This window comes from Methylobacter psychrophilus (assembly GCF_025583945.1).
GTDB lineage: Bacteria > Pseudomonadota > Gammaproteobacteria > Methylococcales > Methylomonadaceae > Methylobacter_C > Methylobacter_C psychrophilus.
The window spans coordinates 12,675-27,990 of the sequence record NZ_JAOEGU010000033.1; the positions used below are offsets into that span (position 1 = coordinate 12,675).

The 15,316-nt window shown below is 47.4% G+C and carries 6 protein-coding genes; 2 read left to right on the forward strand and 4 right to left on the reverse strand.

The genetic code is table 11. The annotated features are described in order from the left end of the window. Positions 1-101: 101 nt before the first annotated feature. Together cysZ and mtnA are read right to left on the reverse strand one after the other, a co-directional pair. On the reverse strand, positions 102-824 hold the full coding sequence (gene cysZ / locus N7974_RS14260; protein ID WP_262966265.1) for a sulfate transporter CysZ: 723 nt from the start codon (positions 822-824) through the stop codon (positions 102-104). Continuing rightward, entirely contained in the window at positions 814-1,857 is a 1,044-nt protein-coding gene (gene mtnA, locus N7974_RS14265) for an S-methyl-5-thioribose-1-phosphate isomerase (protein WP_262966266.1), read from the reverse strand. Before mtnA ends, cysZ begins: the two co-directional genes overlap by 11 nt. A 138-nt stretch (positions 1,858-1,995) precedes the next feature. On the opposite strand from mtnA, the gene N7974_RS14270 reads away from it, so the two are divergent. Both N7974_RS14270 and N7974_RS14275 read left to right on the forward strand, forming a co-directional pair. Continuing rightward, entirely contained in the window at positions 1,996-3,306 is a 1,311-nt protein-coding gene (locus tag N7974_RS14270) for a TRZ/ATZ family hydrolase (RefSeq protein WP_262966267.1), read from the forward strand. 261 nt (positions 3,307-3,567) lie between these two features. Continuing rightward, positions 3,568-4,164, forward strand: a complete 597-nt coding sequence (locus N7974_RS14275) for a hypothetical protein (RefSeq protein ID WP_262966268.1) — start codon at positions 3,568-3,570, stop codon at positions 4,162-4,164. A 77-nt stretch (positions 4,165-4,241) separates the two neighbouring features. Here the strand turns inward: N7974_RS14275 and N7974_RS14280 are convergent, their stop codons facing one another. Together N7974_RS14280 and N7974_RS14285 are read right to left on the reverse strand one after the other, a co-directional pair. Next, a complete protein-coding gene (locus N7974_RS14280; RefSeq protein ID WP_262966269.1) occupies positions 4,242-7,688 on the reverse strand; it encodes a hypothetical protein in 3,447 nt (1,148 codons plus the stop codon). A 547-nt stretch (positions 7,689-8,235) separates the two neighbouring features. After that, positions 8,236-14,895 carry an autotransporter outer membrane beta-barrel domain-containing protein gene (locus N7974_RS14285; RefSeq protein ID WP_262966270.1) on the reverse strand — a complete coding sequence of 2,220 codons (6,660 nt, stop codon included), beginning with the start codon at positions 14,893-14,895 and terminating at the stop codon, positions 8,236-8,238. Positions 14,896-15,316 lie beyond the last annotated feature (421 nt).

The window sequence follows — 15,316 nt, forward strand, 5'->3', positions numbered from 1 at the left end:
CAACCTTACCTAAACGTGGTCAAAACATAAGATCTAATCTGTAAAATATATAAGCTAAGCGCTATACCCTACAGATATAAGTCATGTTGAATACTCTTAATTTAACCCTGCTTCTTGATCTCATTAAAATAAATCGTCGCGCCAATGACAGCTGCCGGTGCGACAATGATATTTAATACCGGAATAGTAAGCCCCATCGCGGCGATACCGCCAAAGCTTAACGCTCCCAAACGAATACTTTTAACCAACTGTTTCTGGTCAGAAAATAATACACCGGCATTTTCCAATGGATAAGCCAGGTATTCCAGTGCCATACCCCACGCGCCGAATAAAACCCATAAAAAAGGTGCAATCACGTTAAGGCCGGGGATAAAAGACACGATGACCAGCGGTAAGGCTCGGCTTAATAAATAACCGGCGCGCTTTACTTCAGCCAATATAACCTTAATTAAAGGTTGTTCGTCAATTACGATAGCTTGACCGGTAATAAGCGCCAAGGTTTTTGCCGATAATTTGCCGTAAAAAGGCGCAGCAAGCAGGTTAGCCAATACCGTAAAGGTAAAAAAACCGGCAATAAAAAAGCTGATGAAAAATAATGGCCATAAGAACCAGCTTAACCATTGCAGCCAACCCGGAATAAACTGGTTAATCAAATCAGCAATATAGTAATAACCCAGCGTTAAGGCCACGCTATATAACACGATATTAATTAAAACCGGGATAAGAATAAACGTGCGCAATTGAGGGCTGGTTAATAATTTCAGGCCTTTAAATAAATAACTCACAGCCAAAGCCGGATTGTTGCCTTTTTTGTCAAATAGCATCTTTTAAACCTCTCATACCTTGTTCAGTTGGATTTAATACTACACCACGTTCGGTTACCAGTGCCGAAATTAATTCAGCGGGCGTGACATCAAATACCGGATTCCAGGCGCTAACCAATGAGCCTTCTTTATGATAACAAGCCGGTAACAACTCACTCTGGTCGCGTTGCTCGATTTCTATCTGATCGCCATTTTCAATAGCCCAATCGATAGTCGTTATCGGCGCTACGACCATAAATTTAACACCATGTTGTTTAGCCAGGACCGCCAAAGAATAGGTGCCTATTTTATTGGCGGTATCGCCATTGGCGGCAATCCTGTCAGCACCGACAATAACCCAATCGATAGCACCTGACCTCATTAACCAGGCGGCGGCTGAATCGGCCAGTAAAGTAACGGGGATGTCGTCTTGAGCCAACTCCCAAACGGTTAATCTTGCACCCTGCAACCAGGGACGGGTTTCTCCGGCATAAACGTTTAATGGCTGTCTTTGGGTGGCACTGCGAATAACGCCGAGTGCAGTCCCGTAACCACCGGTAGCCAAAGCGCCGGTATTACAATGCGTCATGACACCTTTAACGCCGGCTAAAAGATCGGCACCCAGTTCGCCCATTGTCGTATTGGCGATGATATCATCAGCATGAATTTTCTCGGCACAGGCAATAAATGCAGCTTGAGGATTCGTTAACGGTTGAGCCAATAAAGCCTGCATTTGCGCCAACGCCCAAAACAAGTTGACCGCTGTTGGTCTGGACTTTGCCAGCATGGCAATGTCGCCTGCTACTTTTTCCTGCCAGTTTGCCGGGTTTTCTGCACAATGCTGAATAACCGAAAGCGCGACACCGTAAGCGGCAGCGATACCAATCGCCGGTGCGCCGCGTACCCGCATCGTTGCAATGGCTTCGGTGACACCCGCAGCATCGTTATAGTCATCATAAACCAGCGTTTCCGGTAATTGCCGCTGATCCAGGACTTTTAAAGAAGTGCCTGTCCATTGCAGGGCCTGTACCGTTTTTTTAGTTTGCAGAGTCATTATTTAATAAAACCTGAGGGTAAAAAGTTATAATTTGGTTACCGGACATTATAATCGGTTACTCAAGGTAACCCATCACTTGCGGATTATTATGTCAGCTTATATTAAGACCAAGCCTACCATCTACAGGAACAACTCATGATAGTCGATACCATTATCCATGCCCGCTGGATTATACCCGTTAAACCGGAATCTGTGACCTACGAATACCATACCTTGGTGATTAATAACGGCAAAATCATTGATTTGTTGCCGACGGAACTTGCCAAACAAAAATATCAGGGCAAAGCCACAGAAAATCTTGAAAATCATGCCTTACTACCGGGCTTGATCAATTGCCATACTCACGCCGCGATGACATTAATGCGTGGTATTGCCGATGATTTACCGCTAATGGATTGGTTGCAAAACCACATCTGGCCATTGGAGCAAAAATGGATGAGTGAAGCCTTCGTTAAAGACGGCACTGATTTAGCGATTGCCGAAATGATTCGGGGTGGAACCACCTGCTTTAATGATATGTATTTCTTTCCTGACATTACCGCAAAACAGGCTATACACCATGGTATACGGGCAACAGTCGGTATGATCGTGATTGATTTTCCCTCGGTCTGGGCACAAAACAGTGATGAATATATTGAAAAAGGTTTGGCCTTACATGAGCAACTACGTCTTTCTGACCTGTGCTCGACGGCTTTTGCTCCACATGCACCTTACACGGTATCTGACGAACCGTTGCAAAAAATCAGAATTCTGGCTGATGAATTGGAGTTGCCGATACATATCCATCTTCATGAAACCTTACACGAAATCGAACAGGCACAAGCACAAACCGGACAACGGCCCATACAAAGATTACAAGAATTGGGCTTGGTCAATCCCTCTTTAATAGCGGTACACATGACCCAGTTAAACGATGAAGAAATCAGCCTGTTTGCAGAATCCGGTGCTCATATCGTGCATTGCCCCGAGTCCAATTTAAAATTGGCCAGCGGCTTTTGCCAGGTTGCCCAGTGTCTTGCCGCAGGTGTTAATGTCGCTTTGGGAACCGATGGTGCAGCCAGTAACAATGATCTGGATATGTTTGGAGAAATGCGCACGGCGGCTTTGCTGGGTAAAGCGGTTGCCGGTGACGCCAGTGCCATTCCTGCCATGACCGCGTTACGCATGGCGACTATTAATGGTGCCAAAGCACTGGGGCTTGATGCTATTTGTGGCTCACTTAGTGTTGGTAAAGCTGCTGATGTGATCGCTATTGATTTAAACACGCTTGAAACGCAACCGTTATATTGTCCGGTCTCGCAAATCGTTTACGCCGCCAGCAGACAACAAGTCACTGACGTTTGGGTAGCCGGCAAGCAATTATTAAAACAACGCCAGCTAACGACCATTAATATCGATGATTTAAAGACCAAGATTGCCGAATGGCAGCAGCACTTGTCGACTTGATTATCAGCAAATATTAGCAACCAAAGCCGCCATATCTTTATTCTAAAAACAGGATATATCAACCTTGCTTAGTTTTAACCGGTACATTAAAAAAAAATAGAAAATTAATCGTATTTTTATTTATTTGGCTGTCGCCAACCAAAGCTACAAGTGTTATAGTTTGGAGATAAAAACTATCGGGTAACTACCAGTTATTCTTGGCAAAATAGGCATTAATAACGTCTGGTAGTCTCTTTTTTAAACAAGGAAAAACGTAATATTATGATTGAACTTTTAATTGCAGCCGTCGCCGTCGTACTTTTTTTTATTTACCTTTCCAGGACCAAAAAAGCCAAAAATCAATCACCACAGCCGGAAAGTCAGACTGGAGAAAATAAACCAGCGGCTCATTCCGAGCCCAAAACTACATCATCTGTAAAGTCAAAAGCCGGTTCGACAACTATCCTCACTCAGCAAAACAGCAATAACGTTCCTCAAGATTCAACACTGAAACGACATTTTGTTTCTCATCTACGTACCATGATTGAATCTCTTAAACCTCGTCCAACCGACTCTACTTTAAGCCGTCATTATGACTCGTTGATCAATACTGAAGTAGAGCAATGTGTAAATGATCAAGATGCACTTGAGCGATTAATTGCCCGATATGAAGGTAACCCAAAAACTTTGGCTCAAGCAATCGAAGCACCAAAAACACTCGCAGAACCGGTGTTAAAAACTGAAGTTGGCGCCAAAGTAAAGCAAGCCAAAGCATCAACTGCCAAGCCTGAGCTGTCGCATCGTCCCACTGATTCTACTTTAGCCCGTCATTACGACACCATAATTAACGCTGAAGCCAACAAAACATCTAAAGCATAAAACAAGTCATTAAATTGCCTACTGTTTACATGCGAAAAACAGTAGGCAATTTCTTTATAGCGTCATCAATAAATCCCTTAATGATGTACCCAGTCTGCTCCTAAAGTCCCCTGTAGATTCTCAAAATAAGACGGATTAGAGACCTCGGCAAGCATCCGCTCTGTCACTTCAAGCTTATAAGTCAACACCTGATTAAAAGAATCAGTTTGCTCGGTTTCGCTGATACGTTGCAAAATATAATCACGATGTTGCTGCCAAAGCCCGTGATCCCTTCCCTGCTTAATTATAAGCCGTTCTTGATACCAATCACTTTTCAGTAAATAATCGCGCGTGAACATAAAGCGAATGTCGGGATCAGTAATGGATTTACCTTCAAAGCTGCCATTGGCCATGATATGAATAAGAGCTTTTAGCGGTGGGCAGGCATCATTAATTGAGCCATCCTGAAAATAAATTTGGGCAACCCGTTGCTGCGCTTCGTAAACATTGTCAACGCCATCAACATAACTGGTCAGATCCTGGGTTTCCGGCTTTAACATGGCTTCATCAAATACAGCTGTCGGATAATCAAAGACTTTACCAAAATTGGTATGTACAAAGCGTTCCGTGATGCGATAACCCAATCTGCTGGCATAAACCGTTCGGCCCTCATAGTCAAAATCTTCCAGCTTTTCCAACTGCCCATGCTCGATAAGATAGTAAGGATCGCGTTGAGCGACCGGCAAACGCGACCAGACTTCAGGGATTAACAGACTGATATCATGATCTATTTTACGTTGAGAGCCGATATAACCTGCCGCTGTCGAATAACCGTGATAGCCGCATAAAATATAGGAAACCAGTGCCGTATTAAGATCCGCTGTGGTGCTCAGCGCGTTAAACGGACCTTTAGTCAGTGCACCTTCAGAACCTGCGCCGGTAGTCGACGGTGATTTACCGGTCAGGCTACAGATAAAATCCATAAACAGCTCAGGTAGCTCCTGATAATGGATGGGATTATAAATCGCCAATGGCCTGATTCCAGCGGCACTATCGGCTGGATTGTTACGGCGACCGGGCAGTACCGCGTTAACCGGAAAATAAACTGCTTGACCGGCATAAAGACCACGTACCAAGCGTGTGGATACTTCAGAAAGATAACGGGTTACCGGGTTAACAATATCCGGTCGAAGTTGCAGATAACGGACATTAAGACTGGGCTTGCCATCGACCAAACGTGGATGGGCTGACGAGACAAAATATTCACCTTCCTGGCCTTGTGCTGCCTGACTAATCACTTTGCGCATTGGCTTACTGAATTCATCAAAGTGAATGATGTCTTCCATCAGTTCACGGGCATCATTTGAGGTTAGCGGTTGGAAATTGGAAATAAAATTGTCGGCACCCGATAAATCAAGCTCAGTCTGTAAATCCATACCCCGGTTAATGGCATCATCGGGACGTTGAAAAAAACTTTGCTCACAGTTATCAACCAGCTTAACGCTAGGATTTTTATAATCCGGATTAAGCCCTGTCAGACGGTTTGACGGCACCACAATAGAGGCCGTTATATCATCTTCCATCTGAACTTTAACCGAAGCCATAAAGTCCTGCCTTAACTTGAAAACACGCCAGGCACCGTTCGTATCAAAACCTACCCGGAGATAACTAGCGATCAATTTTCGGCCATGAAATTTCAATTCGTTACCCGGATAACCATTTACCAAATCAACAGAAAAATGTTCCCGCCAGTTTTGCCCCCACTCCTCTTTGTAAAAACGTTTTATCATCAGCGCAAGCGCCCAAATATGCTGAGGAATTTGCTTTAACCAATGATTATAGTCATGGCAATACTCGGTGACGGACGGTGTCAGTAATTTAATAACCGAACCCAGCGTGCGTTTATTGCTGAGCAGTCTACGTTGATCACTCCCGTTACGTGCGGTATCCCGAAACCGGCCGGAATAATCATAATCAAAAATATCGGCAACCATATCCATATCTTTCTCAAAATTATCGACAAAAACAGCACCGGAAATAATGGCGCCGGCAATTGACTTGGATATTTCTGACTTGCCACCGCCTGATACGGTACTCGGCTTGTGACAAAAGGTGCCTTCCGTATAAGTACCTACCAGTCGCCAACTCGGTGCGTTGGGGTGACGCTCCATATGGACTCTAAAGCCATTGGGATAAACATAAGTATGATTGATCAGCGGTTTTATGGTGACGGTAATATTGTCACGCTGCCAGCTTATTTGCTGTTGCTGGATATTAATTTGTGCCGTATCCGGAATAAAAACAATAGAGGGATGCTTTTTGTCTACCGCATAGCCATCATCTTTAATGTCTATCGTTGAGCCCAAGAGCTGGCAAAGTTTATCGAAAGAATAGCCCTCGTTATCATCCAACTCTTTGGGTAAATAAATTTCCCCCAGAATAGCTCTTGGAAAAGCCAGTGCGCCACCGGAATGCTCCTCTTCACAGCCACCAAACAGATTCGCAGAATAGCTGATCTGGGATTTTATTTCTTTTTTACTGTAACCAAAATAGTTATCGGCAATCAGGGTAACAATGACACCCTTCATGTTGCGGCATACCAGTTTAAAAGGTTTACCCTCATTATAAAGTTCATTCTTATGTTGCCAGCACATGCCGTCTTTACGCTGACGTTCGGTAGCCTCTTTATAGTGCGGTAAACCCAATGCCTGTTTGCGACAGTGCACCAAATGTGGCGCAAGAATGATACAACCGGTATGGCCCGTCCATTGATTAATATCCAGCGCCGCATCATTCTCCGGGAGAAAGGGATCGCCCGCATTACCAAAAATAGACTCAACAAAATCAAGATTGGCAACCAGGCCACCGGGTGCAAAAAACCGGGTTTCCATGGTTTTTTTATGGCTTAAACCAACAACCTCAGGTGCCACGATGGGCCTGAGCAATAAAGATAACCAGAGTTTTGCCGAGTTTTCTTGCCTGCTGGTGTAAGGCAGATACAACAGATCATCTGGCGGCGACAAGGCAATACGCAATAATTGTGCATAAGCCGCAACGGGAACTTCGTTCTTGTCAGCCGGAACAGGAAGCCCGCCAGCAACAATATGAAAGACACCTTTAGTCGTGCGCCGGTCATTTTGTGGATTATGCAAGACGCCTTGCTGTATTCGGTATGAATCAATATATGCAGAGTGAAATTCATTGAACTGAAAGGGTAATGACAGCTCTCTGGCCAAGCCTTTACGCTCCAGTACAAAAGTTTCCCCCGGTATGCGAATGGATTCATCTATGCCATTCTCGAGCAAATAAGCATTAAGGAAATCCTGAATACGTTGATCAGCGGGACAACGGTAATTGGCCAAGAGACGGCGTTGCTGGGAATAATTCTTCAACAAACCATCGGCTATTTTGAGATATTGCTGATCCCCTTCAACTTCACAAACAGGTTGATCCAAGGCCGCTAATTGCAGATTGATATGTTGTAGCTCTTCCAATTGTTTTTGACTGGCCAAATTAAGCCCCGTCGGAATAACAGTTGAATTCATAAATTGACTCCAGCAAGCGTTGATTAAAATCTGTGGGTAGATAGTGATTGAAGATTATTTTTATTGCAATCAATTAACGATAGAGCCAATTATTGACTATAACAGAATGGTATTTCCCCCAAAAAATAAAATCGGTCAATGATAGTTTTTAAGCAGGCAAAGTTGTTCTATTTTTAGATAGTAACCTAAGGAGTAGCCATAAAACAAGCGTTTCAAGAGTACCAATAAAGTGATTGCCATACTGTAAAAGAACCTCGCTCTTTTAACTGAGCCAGAGCAGTAAATACAAAATTAACATAAACGTTTGCCTTAAAAATCGGCAGCATGAAGGGATAAATATTTACATCTCTTCTGCCAGATAAAAACCAGAAGTTGCAACGGTAGCAAACATGCTTTTTATTGAAGAAAAATGTGGTGAAAACCATATGAATCCAGAGGTACTAACGGCCTCTGGATCAGCGATTGAGAGTTATACAGTGAGCAATTGCAAAATCAGATAAAGACAAAACAAGGTGGATAAACGCTAAAATTGTTTATCCACCTGCTTTCAGAATTTGCAACCCACGCTTACCGATCCATATTGGGACAAGAAGTTGTTGCTAAAGTCCCCGTTCCATTGCACCTTCATCTCCAGACCGCCCTTACGGAACACTTCCGCGCCGACGGCAGCCTTACCAAAGGCTTGAGGCATCGGTGCAGTAACGTTGAACGAACCCGCAGAAGGAACACCTTCCAAACTGGCACTGGTGTTCCAGCGATCGTTGCTCAGTACACTCATACCCAATTGACCATAGGTGCGAACGGATAGCCCTCCGGCAGTATCGGGAAAGTCAAAGCGCTGCCCTGCCTCGGCCAAAGGTGTGGCCATAAACAGGGTGCGTGTGGTGCTATTAACGTTGAGATTGTAAAGCCCCGCCCCACTTTCCTGGTAGCCGCCAAGCAAGGTGGTGATCATGTCAAGATCCATGGTAGGACGCAGATACCAGCCCGTGAAAGCAAACTCGTAACTGCCGCGTAACTTGGTATCGAAAAAGCCGATCTCGTTGTTACTTTTCGCCTGCATCAACAACGGGTTCATAGTGTCGGTTCCCGGCAGGTTAACCAACCTGGAACCGTTGTTCCAGATGTTGCCGCCCGCGACTGACGCAGACAGCATTCTCGGACCAGACTGGTGCTTCATGGCCAGACCCAGTAGTAAAGTACTGCCGTTGGCACTTTCCGATGTGGTCGTGCCGTCCAGCCAGTTTTCTTCATAAGCGACAGAGCCGCCAAGAAACCAATCTTCTTTAAGCTCCATCTGCCCACCAAACTGATAAGACACATTGCTACGCTTGTAGCCCAAAGTCTTGTTGTCATCGTAGTTCATTCTGCCCAGAATCACACGGTTCCACACACAAGTGCTCTCGCCCATGCTAACCCCTGAGCCTTTGAAAGTGGGACAACTCATCATGTTGGCCATAAAGCTTTGCACCAACATCGGCGTAGTCGCTGCCTGCGCAGTCGCCAAAGATGACGTCATACTGGACAGTGCTTGTTCGTAATTGTTGGCATTGGCATTGCTCAGTCGTGCGAAAGTATTGCCCAGTCCCGCTTGCTGCTCAGGCGTACCGGTATCCCAAGTATTCTGAAAGTAGCGGGCCAGCGATTGCTCATTAGCGTGGAGACCCACACTATTCGGGCTGAAGTTGGCTTTCGTCGCGATACTATAATTGTTAACGCCTCCGATGTTGTTCTGGTTGACATTGTAAGAGGAAATCAGTGACTGATTCTCTACCTGAATCGGCTGCACGGCATTAAACGATGAGTCCGCCGAGTGGGTCAGTACGGTAATCGTCTTGTTCGGTACCATCACGTTAGTATTGAGATGAACTGTCAAAGGCTTTGGATTGGAATCCACCGAGTTGAACGTGGTATTGTTCAACCGCAGGGTATCCGAAATACCCGTCACAAAATCAGCATCGACAACCATTCGGGTATTTGCATTATAGTTATAATTAACGCCGGTCATCACCAGATCGGTAATTTTACCCGCCTGCGTACCCAGGTAAGTTGTACCGTAGTCATTAAAATCGATATTGGTGACTTCACTGCCCGAAAAATAAGTACCATAGTTGTTAAAGCTGACAGCATTAGGTGGTGGATCAATCGAGCCGATCACGGTACCCTGATTGATAATATCCGTAAAAGCGAGGTTGCCTGTAGGCTGCAGAAAGGCATAACCGTTTCCGTTACAGTTGTCGACTGCGGTGCAACCGCCAGCCAGAACACCACCCTGATTGATCATTAGTGTAGAAACACCTACCACCCCGTCACCACCGGCAATGACTACGCCAGCCGCATTACCGTAAACCTTGCCATTAATCGTGATCTCAACCATTTCATTAACGCTACCGATGGATTGAGCAAAAATACCGTAAGCTCCTGCTCCTGTAGCGCTGACCGTGCCGTCAACAGTGATAATGATCGGCAAGCCCGCGCTTGAATAATCTTTACTGGTTTTGGTAGCGTCATATTGAGCAGCAGAACCGATGAGGGAACTGTTGCCCAGGCTCACCATGCCGCCACCGCCGCCCACCGACTGAGCAACGATGCCATGGGCATTAGCGCCGGTGGTGGTAATATTGGATCCGGCGTCAACAATAACTTCAACAATACCGCCATTACCGGTAGCTGCGTAGGTAGCAATATTTGCCTGACTTGTTCCCAAATGATACTGATCCAAGAAGACGCCCTGCCAGTTTCCTTGACCACTATCGCCGATAAACCCGCCACCGCCACCAATGGACTGAGCCAATATGCCGTAAGCACCCGCCCCGGTTGTGGTAATGCTGCTACCACTTATGTTATGTATATAAACACTATCACCGTCATTGCCAAGGCTATTTGAGTCAGTTGTACCGCCGATACTGGTGTTGATGAAATCGTAATAATGCCCGGAAATCAAGCCGCCGCCGCCGCCTATCGATTGAGCGACTATACCCATGGCTAAATCACCGCTGGTACTAATAGTACCGGCGTTGTTTACCACCACTGCACTACCATTACCGCTACTGCCGTTGGAGTTACCCAATGCCGCCGCCTCGATGTTAAAACTCTGATTGGTGGTTGACGCTCCTGAAGCAGCAACAACCCCGCCGCCGCCACCGATTGATTGGGCAATTACGGCATGAGCCAGGGTACCGGTGGTACTGACTTTACTCCCTGCACCGAAATTAACAGTCACTGCGCCGCCATTACCCTCAGCCTTATCATCTGCACCCAAGACTGCAAAGACCTTCGGAATGGTACTGCCGCTACTGCCGTCACCAAAGCCTGCCAAGCCGCCGCCAGCGCCAATGGACTGAGCCAACACACCGTAGCCGACACTACCGGAGGTGCTGATAGACCCCGAGCCGACATCGACCAAAACAGCATCACCATGGCCACTACTTTCACTTTGTGATGACGCCTTGATTATAATTTCCTTGCTTGACAGCGACAGGTCACTGCCATCAATAGCGGCACCGCCACCACCACCGATGGACTGGGCAATAATTCCCATGGAGCCGTAGCCGAAGGCGCGAATGCTGTTAATACCTTGAACGGTCACTGCATCGCCGCTGCCGGAGGGACCGCCACCAAAAGTCATAACAGAAGTGTAACTGCCTGTTTCACCCTTGGACGAACTGACACCACTGGAACCGCCGCCGCCACCGATGGATTGGGCAAAGATACCATGAGACCACACGCCGCTGGTAGAGGCAGTAATCAAATCGGCACCAGCGGCATTATTACCAACCGTCACTGCACCACCGTTACCGCCACCTCCGCCACCCAGTGTCATAGCCATAGCGAAGGTAGTAGAGGTATCCTCAGAACTGTCGCTGTCGCTGGTACTGTCATCGGGGCTGTCCAAGGCTGATTCGCTGCTTTTCGCAGTGTTGTCAGCATTACCGGCAGCCCCGCCGCCGCCGCCAATGGATTGGGCGAGAATGGCATCAGAGTAACCACCGGTAGTAGTAATCGCCGCGTTGGAACTGTCAGGCATGACCGTTACTGCAGCACCGTCGCCCCCAGTACCACCTTTCCCGCCCAAGCTAAAACTCAATGACGTCTTTGAGCTACTGCCACCATCAGAGGCCGTGGTACCGCCAGCCGCCAAACCTCCACCACCGCCAATAGATTGAGCAACGATGCCGCGAGCGGTCGAACCTGATGTACCAAGGATACCGCCATAATTGACGCTGACCGCACCACCTTTAGCTGCGGTACCAGCGTCACCGCCCAAAGCCATCGTTAAACTATAATTTTGTGCTTCAGTTTTGTTTTTGGTGTTGCTGTTGCCGAGCGCACCGTTGCCGCCGCCGCCGCCGATGGATTGAACCACGATTGCACTGGCGCTGGCACCTTGGGTATTAATGGTTCCGGTATTATTAACCGATACAGCTCCGCCCTGGCCACCATCACCACCGGCACCAGCTTGGCCATAGGCAAAGTTCAAGGTCACTGAGTCAGGAGGAGTGTCCTCGGAACCACCGATCGAACCTGCTGTAGCTGAGGCCGAGGAATCGCCCCCATTACCACCACCACCACCAATCGACTGCGCCAGAATACCCAGCGCACCGTCATTAGCGGTGGTGATCCCGCCCGTCTGGTTAACCGTTACAATGTTACCGGTTCCTGCGCCGCCGCCCTGACCGCCCAGCGCAACACTAATAGCAATGCTTGGAATCTCCGGATCTCCGGAAGCAAAGGCTTCGGCTTTTGAGCTGGCAGCGCCACCGGTTCCGCCACCACCGGCTATTGATTGCGCCAAAATACCCATTGCATCAAGCCCGGAAGTACTGATGCTGTTGTAATCGTTAACAGTGACGATACCCGCTGCACCACCACTGCCGCCCTCACCGCCAATAGTGGTAGATATGGCCCATATGACGCCTTCCGAATGCGCTGAAGCTGCGCCGCCATTACCGCCACCACCAGCAATACTCTGAGCGACAATAGCGTTACTGTGTGCGCCGGAGGTAATAATGCCGCCATAATTATCCACACCAACTGCTCCTCCTGTGCCACCAATGCCGCCGGTACCACCAACTGCCGACGAAAAGAACAAGCCCACAGTTTTGGCATAACCGCCATTGCCGCCGCCACCGCCAATCGACTGCGCCAGCACCGCAGCGGCATAGTCACCCGAAGTTACCAGAGTACTGTTGGTATCGATAGCACTGGTCCCAACATCCACATTGACTATGCCACCGCTGCCACCGGCACCACCGGCACCACCAACCTTTGCTGACCACCCCCTGCCTGATGCACCGTTGCCACCCCCCCCGGCAATCGACTGTGCAAGGATAGAAATTGCACCATCACCCAAGGTAGTAATATTTGAATTACCGGTGGTAGTGACCGCTACTGCGTTACCGTTTCCGCCCGTCACACCACTGGAACCAACAGACCCGATCGCCCCGTCCCCGCCAATACTGCCGCCCCCGGAAGCTATGGACTGGGCCAATATGCCAAACGAGGTTTCTCCTGCCGTATGGACAGTACTGCCGCCGTCGGCGCTGCTGCCAAGATCAACGCTGACCTTACCCGCGCTATTACCGTTACTACCCTGTGAACCCAAGGTTAAAGGCGACGGGTTAGTAACCGTACTGGCGGTAGTCGTAAACATGCCGCCGCCATCACCCAGCGACTGTGCAACGATACCAGGTGCGTCAGCACCGGTGGTAACAATTGAACCACCCTCAGCCTGGAGGACATTAACCTCGTTGCCGGCTCCGTTGGCATTTGCCACCGAGTAACCGGTACCAGTATTAGTTAAACTCATCCTGCCACCACCACCACCGATGGATTGAGCAAGAATACCAACACCATAATCACCAAAACCGTTCAAGGCACCGGCATTGTTTACTGTCACCGTATTGCCGTCACCGGAATTTCCGACAACTTTAACTGTATCGGAACTATTTAAACCACCGCCAATGGATTGTGCGATGACACCAACGCCAGTACCCAAGTTTCCGCTACTACCGGGGAGCAAACTGATATTCGCTCCACTAACCACAGTCACCGCTACTTTGCCGGCATCGCCACCAACAATAATATTCCCAATAGCGGCTTCTTTCGAAACTTTATCAATGACAAGTAACCCCGCAGTACCGCCTATACTTTGCGCCAAGATGCCAGTAACCGAACTGCTCACGTCACCACCAACAGACAAGGCACCGGAATGCGTCACGCTGACGACGCCACCGTTGCCGCCCTTGCCGGGATTTGCTGTTAACCATTTGTTTGTATCGGTAACCATCATTTCTCCACCCGCGCCACCTGAGCTATAGGCCTGTAGTCCGATACTGGCCTGGGAGCTTGATGCCCCTGTCACCGAAATTTGCTGGGAATTATTGATAGTCACCGAGCCGCCGTTACCACCATTACCGCCAGTGGCCATGGTAGTGTTATCATCAACATTTTGCATTACAAATCCCGCGTCCCCGCCACTGGATTGGGCAATAATCCCTCCTAAAGTGTAGGCTGCCATATTACCCGTATTGACGGTAGTGATGGTTACAGCCCCTGCATTGCCACCGTTGCCGCTGGTAATCTCCTGATTATTTGATGATCCAATATACCCGCCACCCCCACCCTGAGCCATGGCAGAAATCAATGCACTTTGGCTGACGCCTTGTAATGATGGAGTACCGACGACACCGGATTGATTAACGGTAATATCACCAGAAGCTGAGCCGGACGCGCCATTATCAGTGATTGTCATGTCGCTTCCTGTGGATTGCAAATTAATAACCGACGGCAGCGGCAGCACGGGTGTGCTCAAACTTGTATATGCATAGGAGTTGATTGTGCCATAATTGGTGAAAATAACATTTCCTCCGGCAACAGGGGACGCAGGGTCAGCACTTGGCGCAATAATTGAAACACTACTTTGCTGGCTTGCGGTTGGAGAGCCGTTATCCAGCGTGCCATTATTGATGAAAGTAAATCCTGAACTACCCGCCGCCACATTAACAGCACTGGCGCTGTCACCTGACTGGATAGTGCAGGAACTGCTTCCTGCAGCGCACGTGACGATACTTGCTGACGTCGGTAGCGCAAAGCCCATGCTTGCGCCGCACAGCAACCGTACAGCAATGGATAAAGCCGACAGATGCAGAGGCACACTCTGATTAGTTGGTAACGTTCTTATTTGGACTTTCGTTATTTTATTCATGTTCTAACCTTATTTTAAGTAGGTTGCTGCTCGTTGGAGTTGCAAGTTTTTAACTATCAAAACAGTATGCAAGACCAGGAGCGGTGCTATTAGCCAGTAATGTCATCGTTTTATAAGATGACGAAAAAATGTTTTAAAACATGTCAAATAATCGATAAGTAAAGACCGCCGGTTTTATACCTGTCGCCTAAAAGTTTAAAAAAATTCAATTGAGAGAGTTCTTTAACCAACAAATATCAAACACCTTAATCAGCAGAAGCTTTACCGATTAAACTTAATTTCATTAAATGCAAATATATTTGATATTAACGACTAATAAAACAAAATAGATCATCATAACCCGTTAGTTATAAATATTTTTTTTAAAAAAAATTTATTATATTTATCTGTTAAATTCACAAATATAGAAAATATTTAAGAT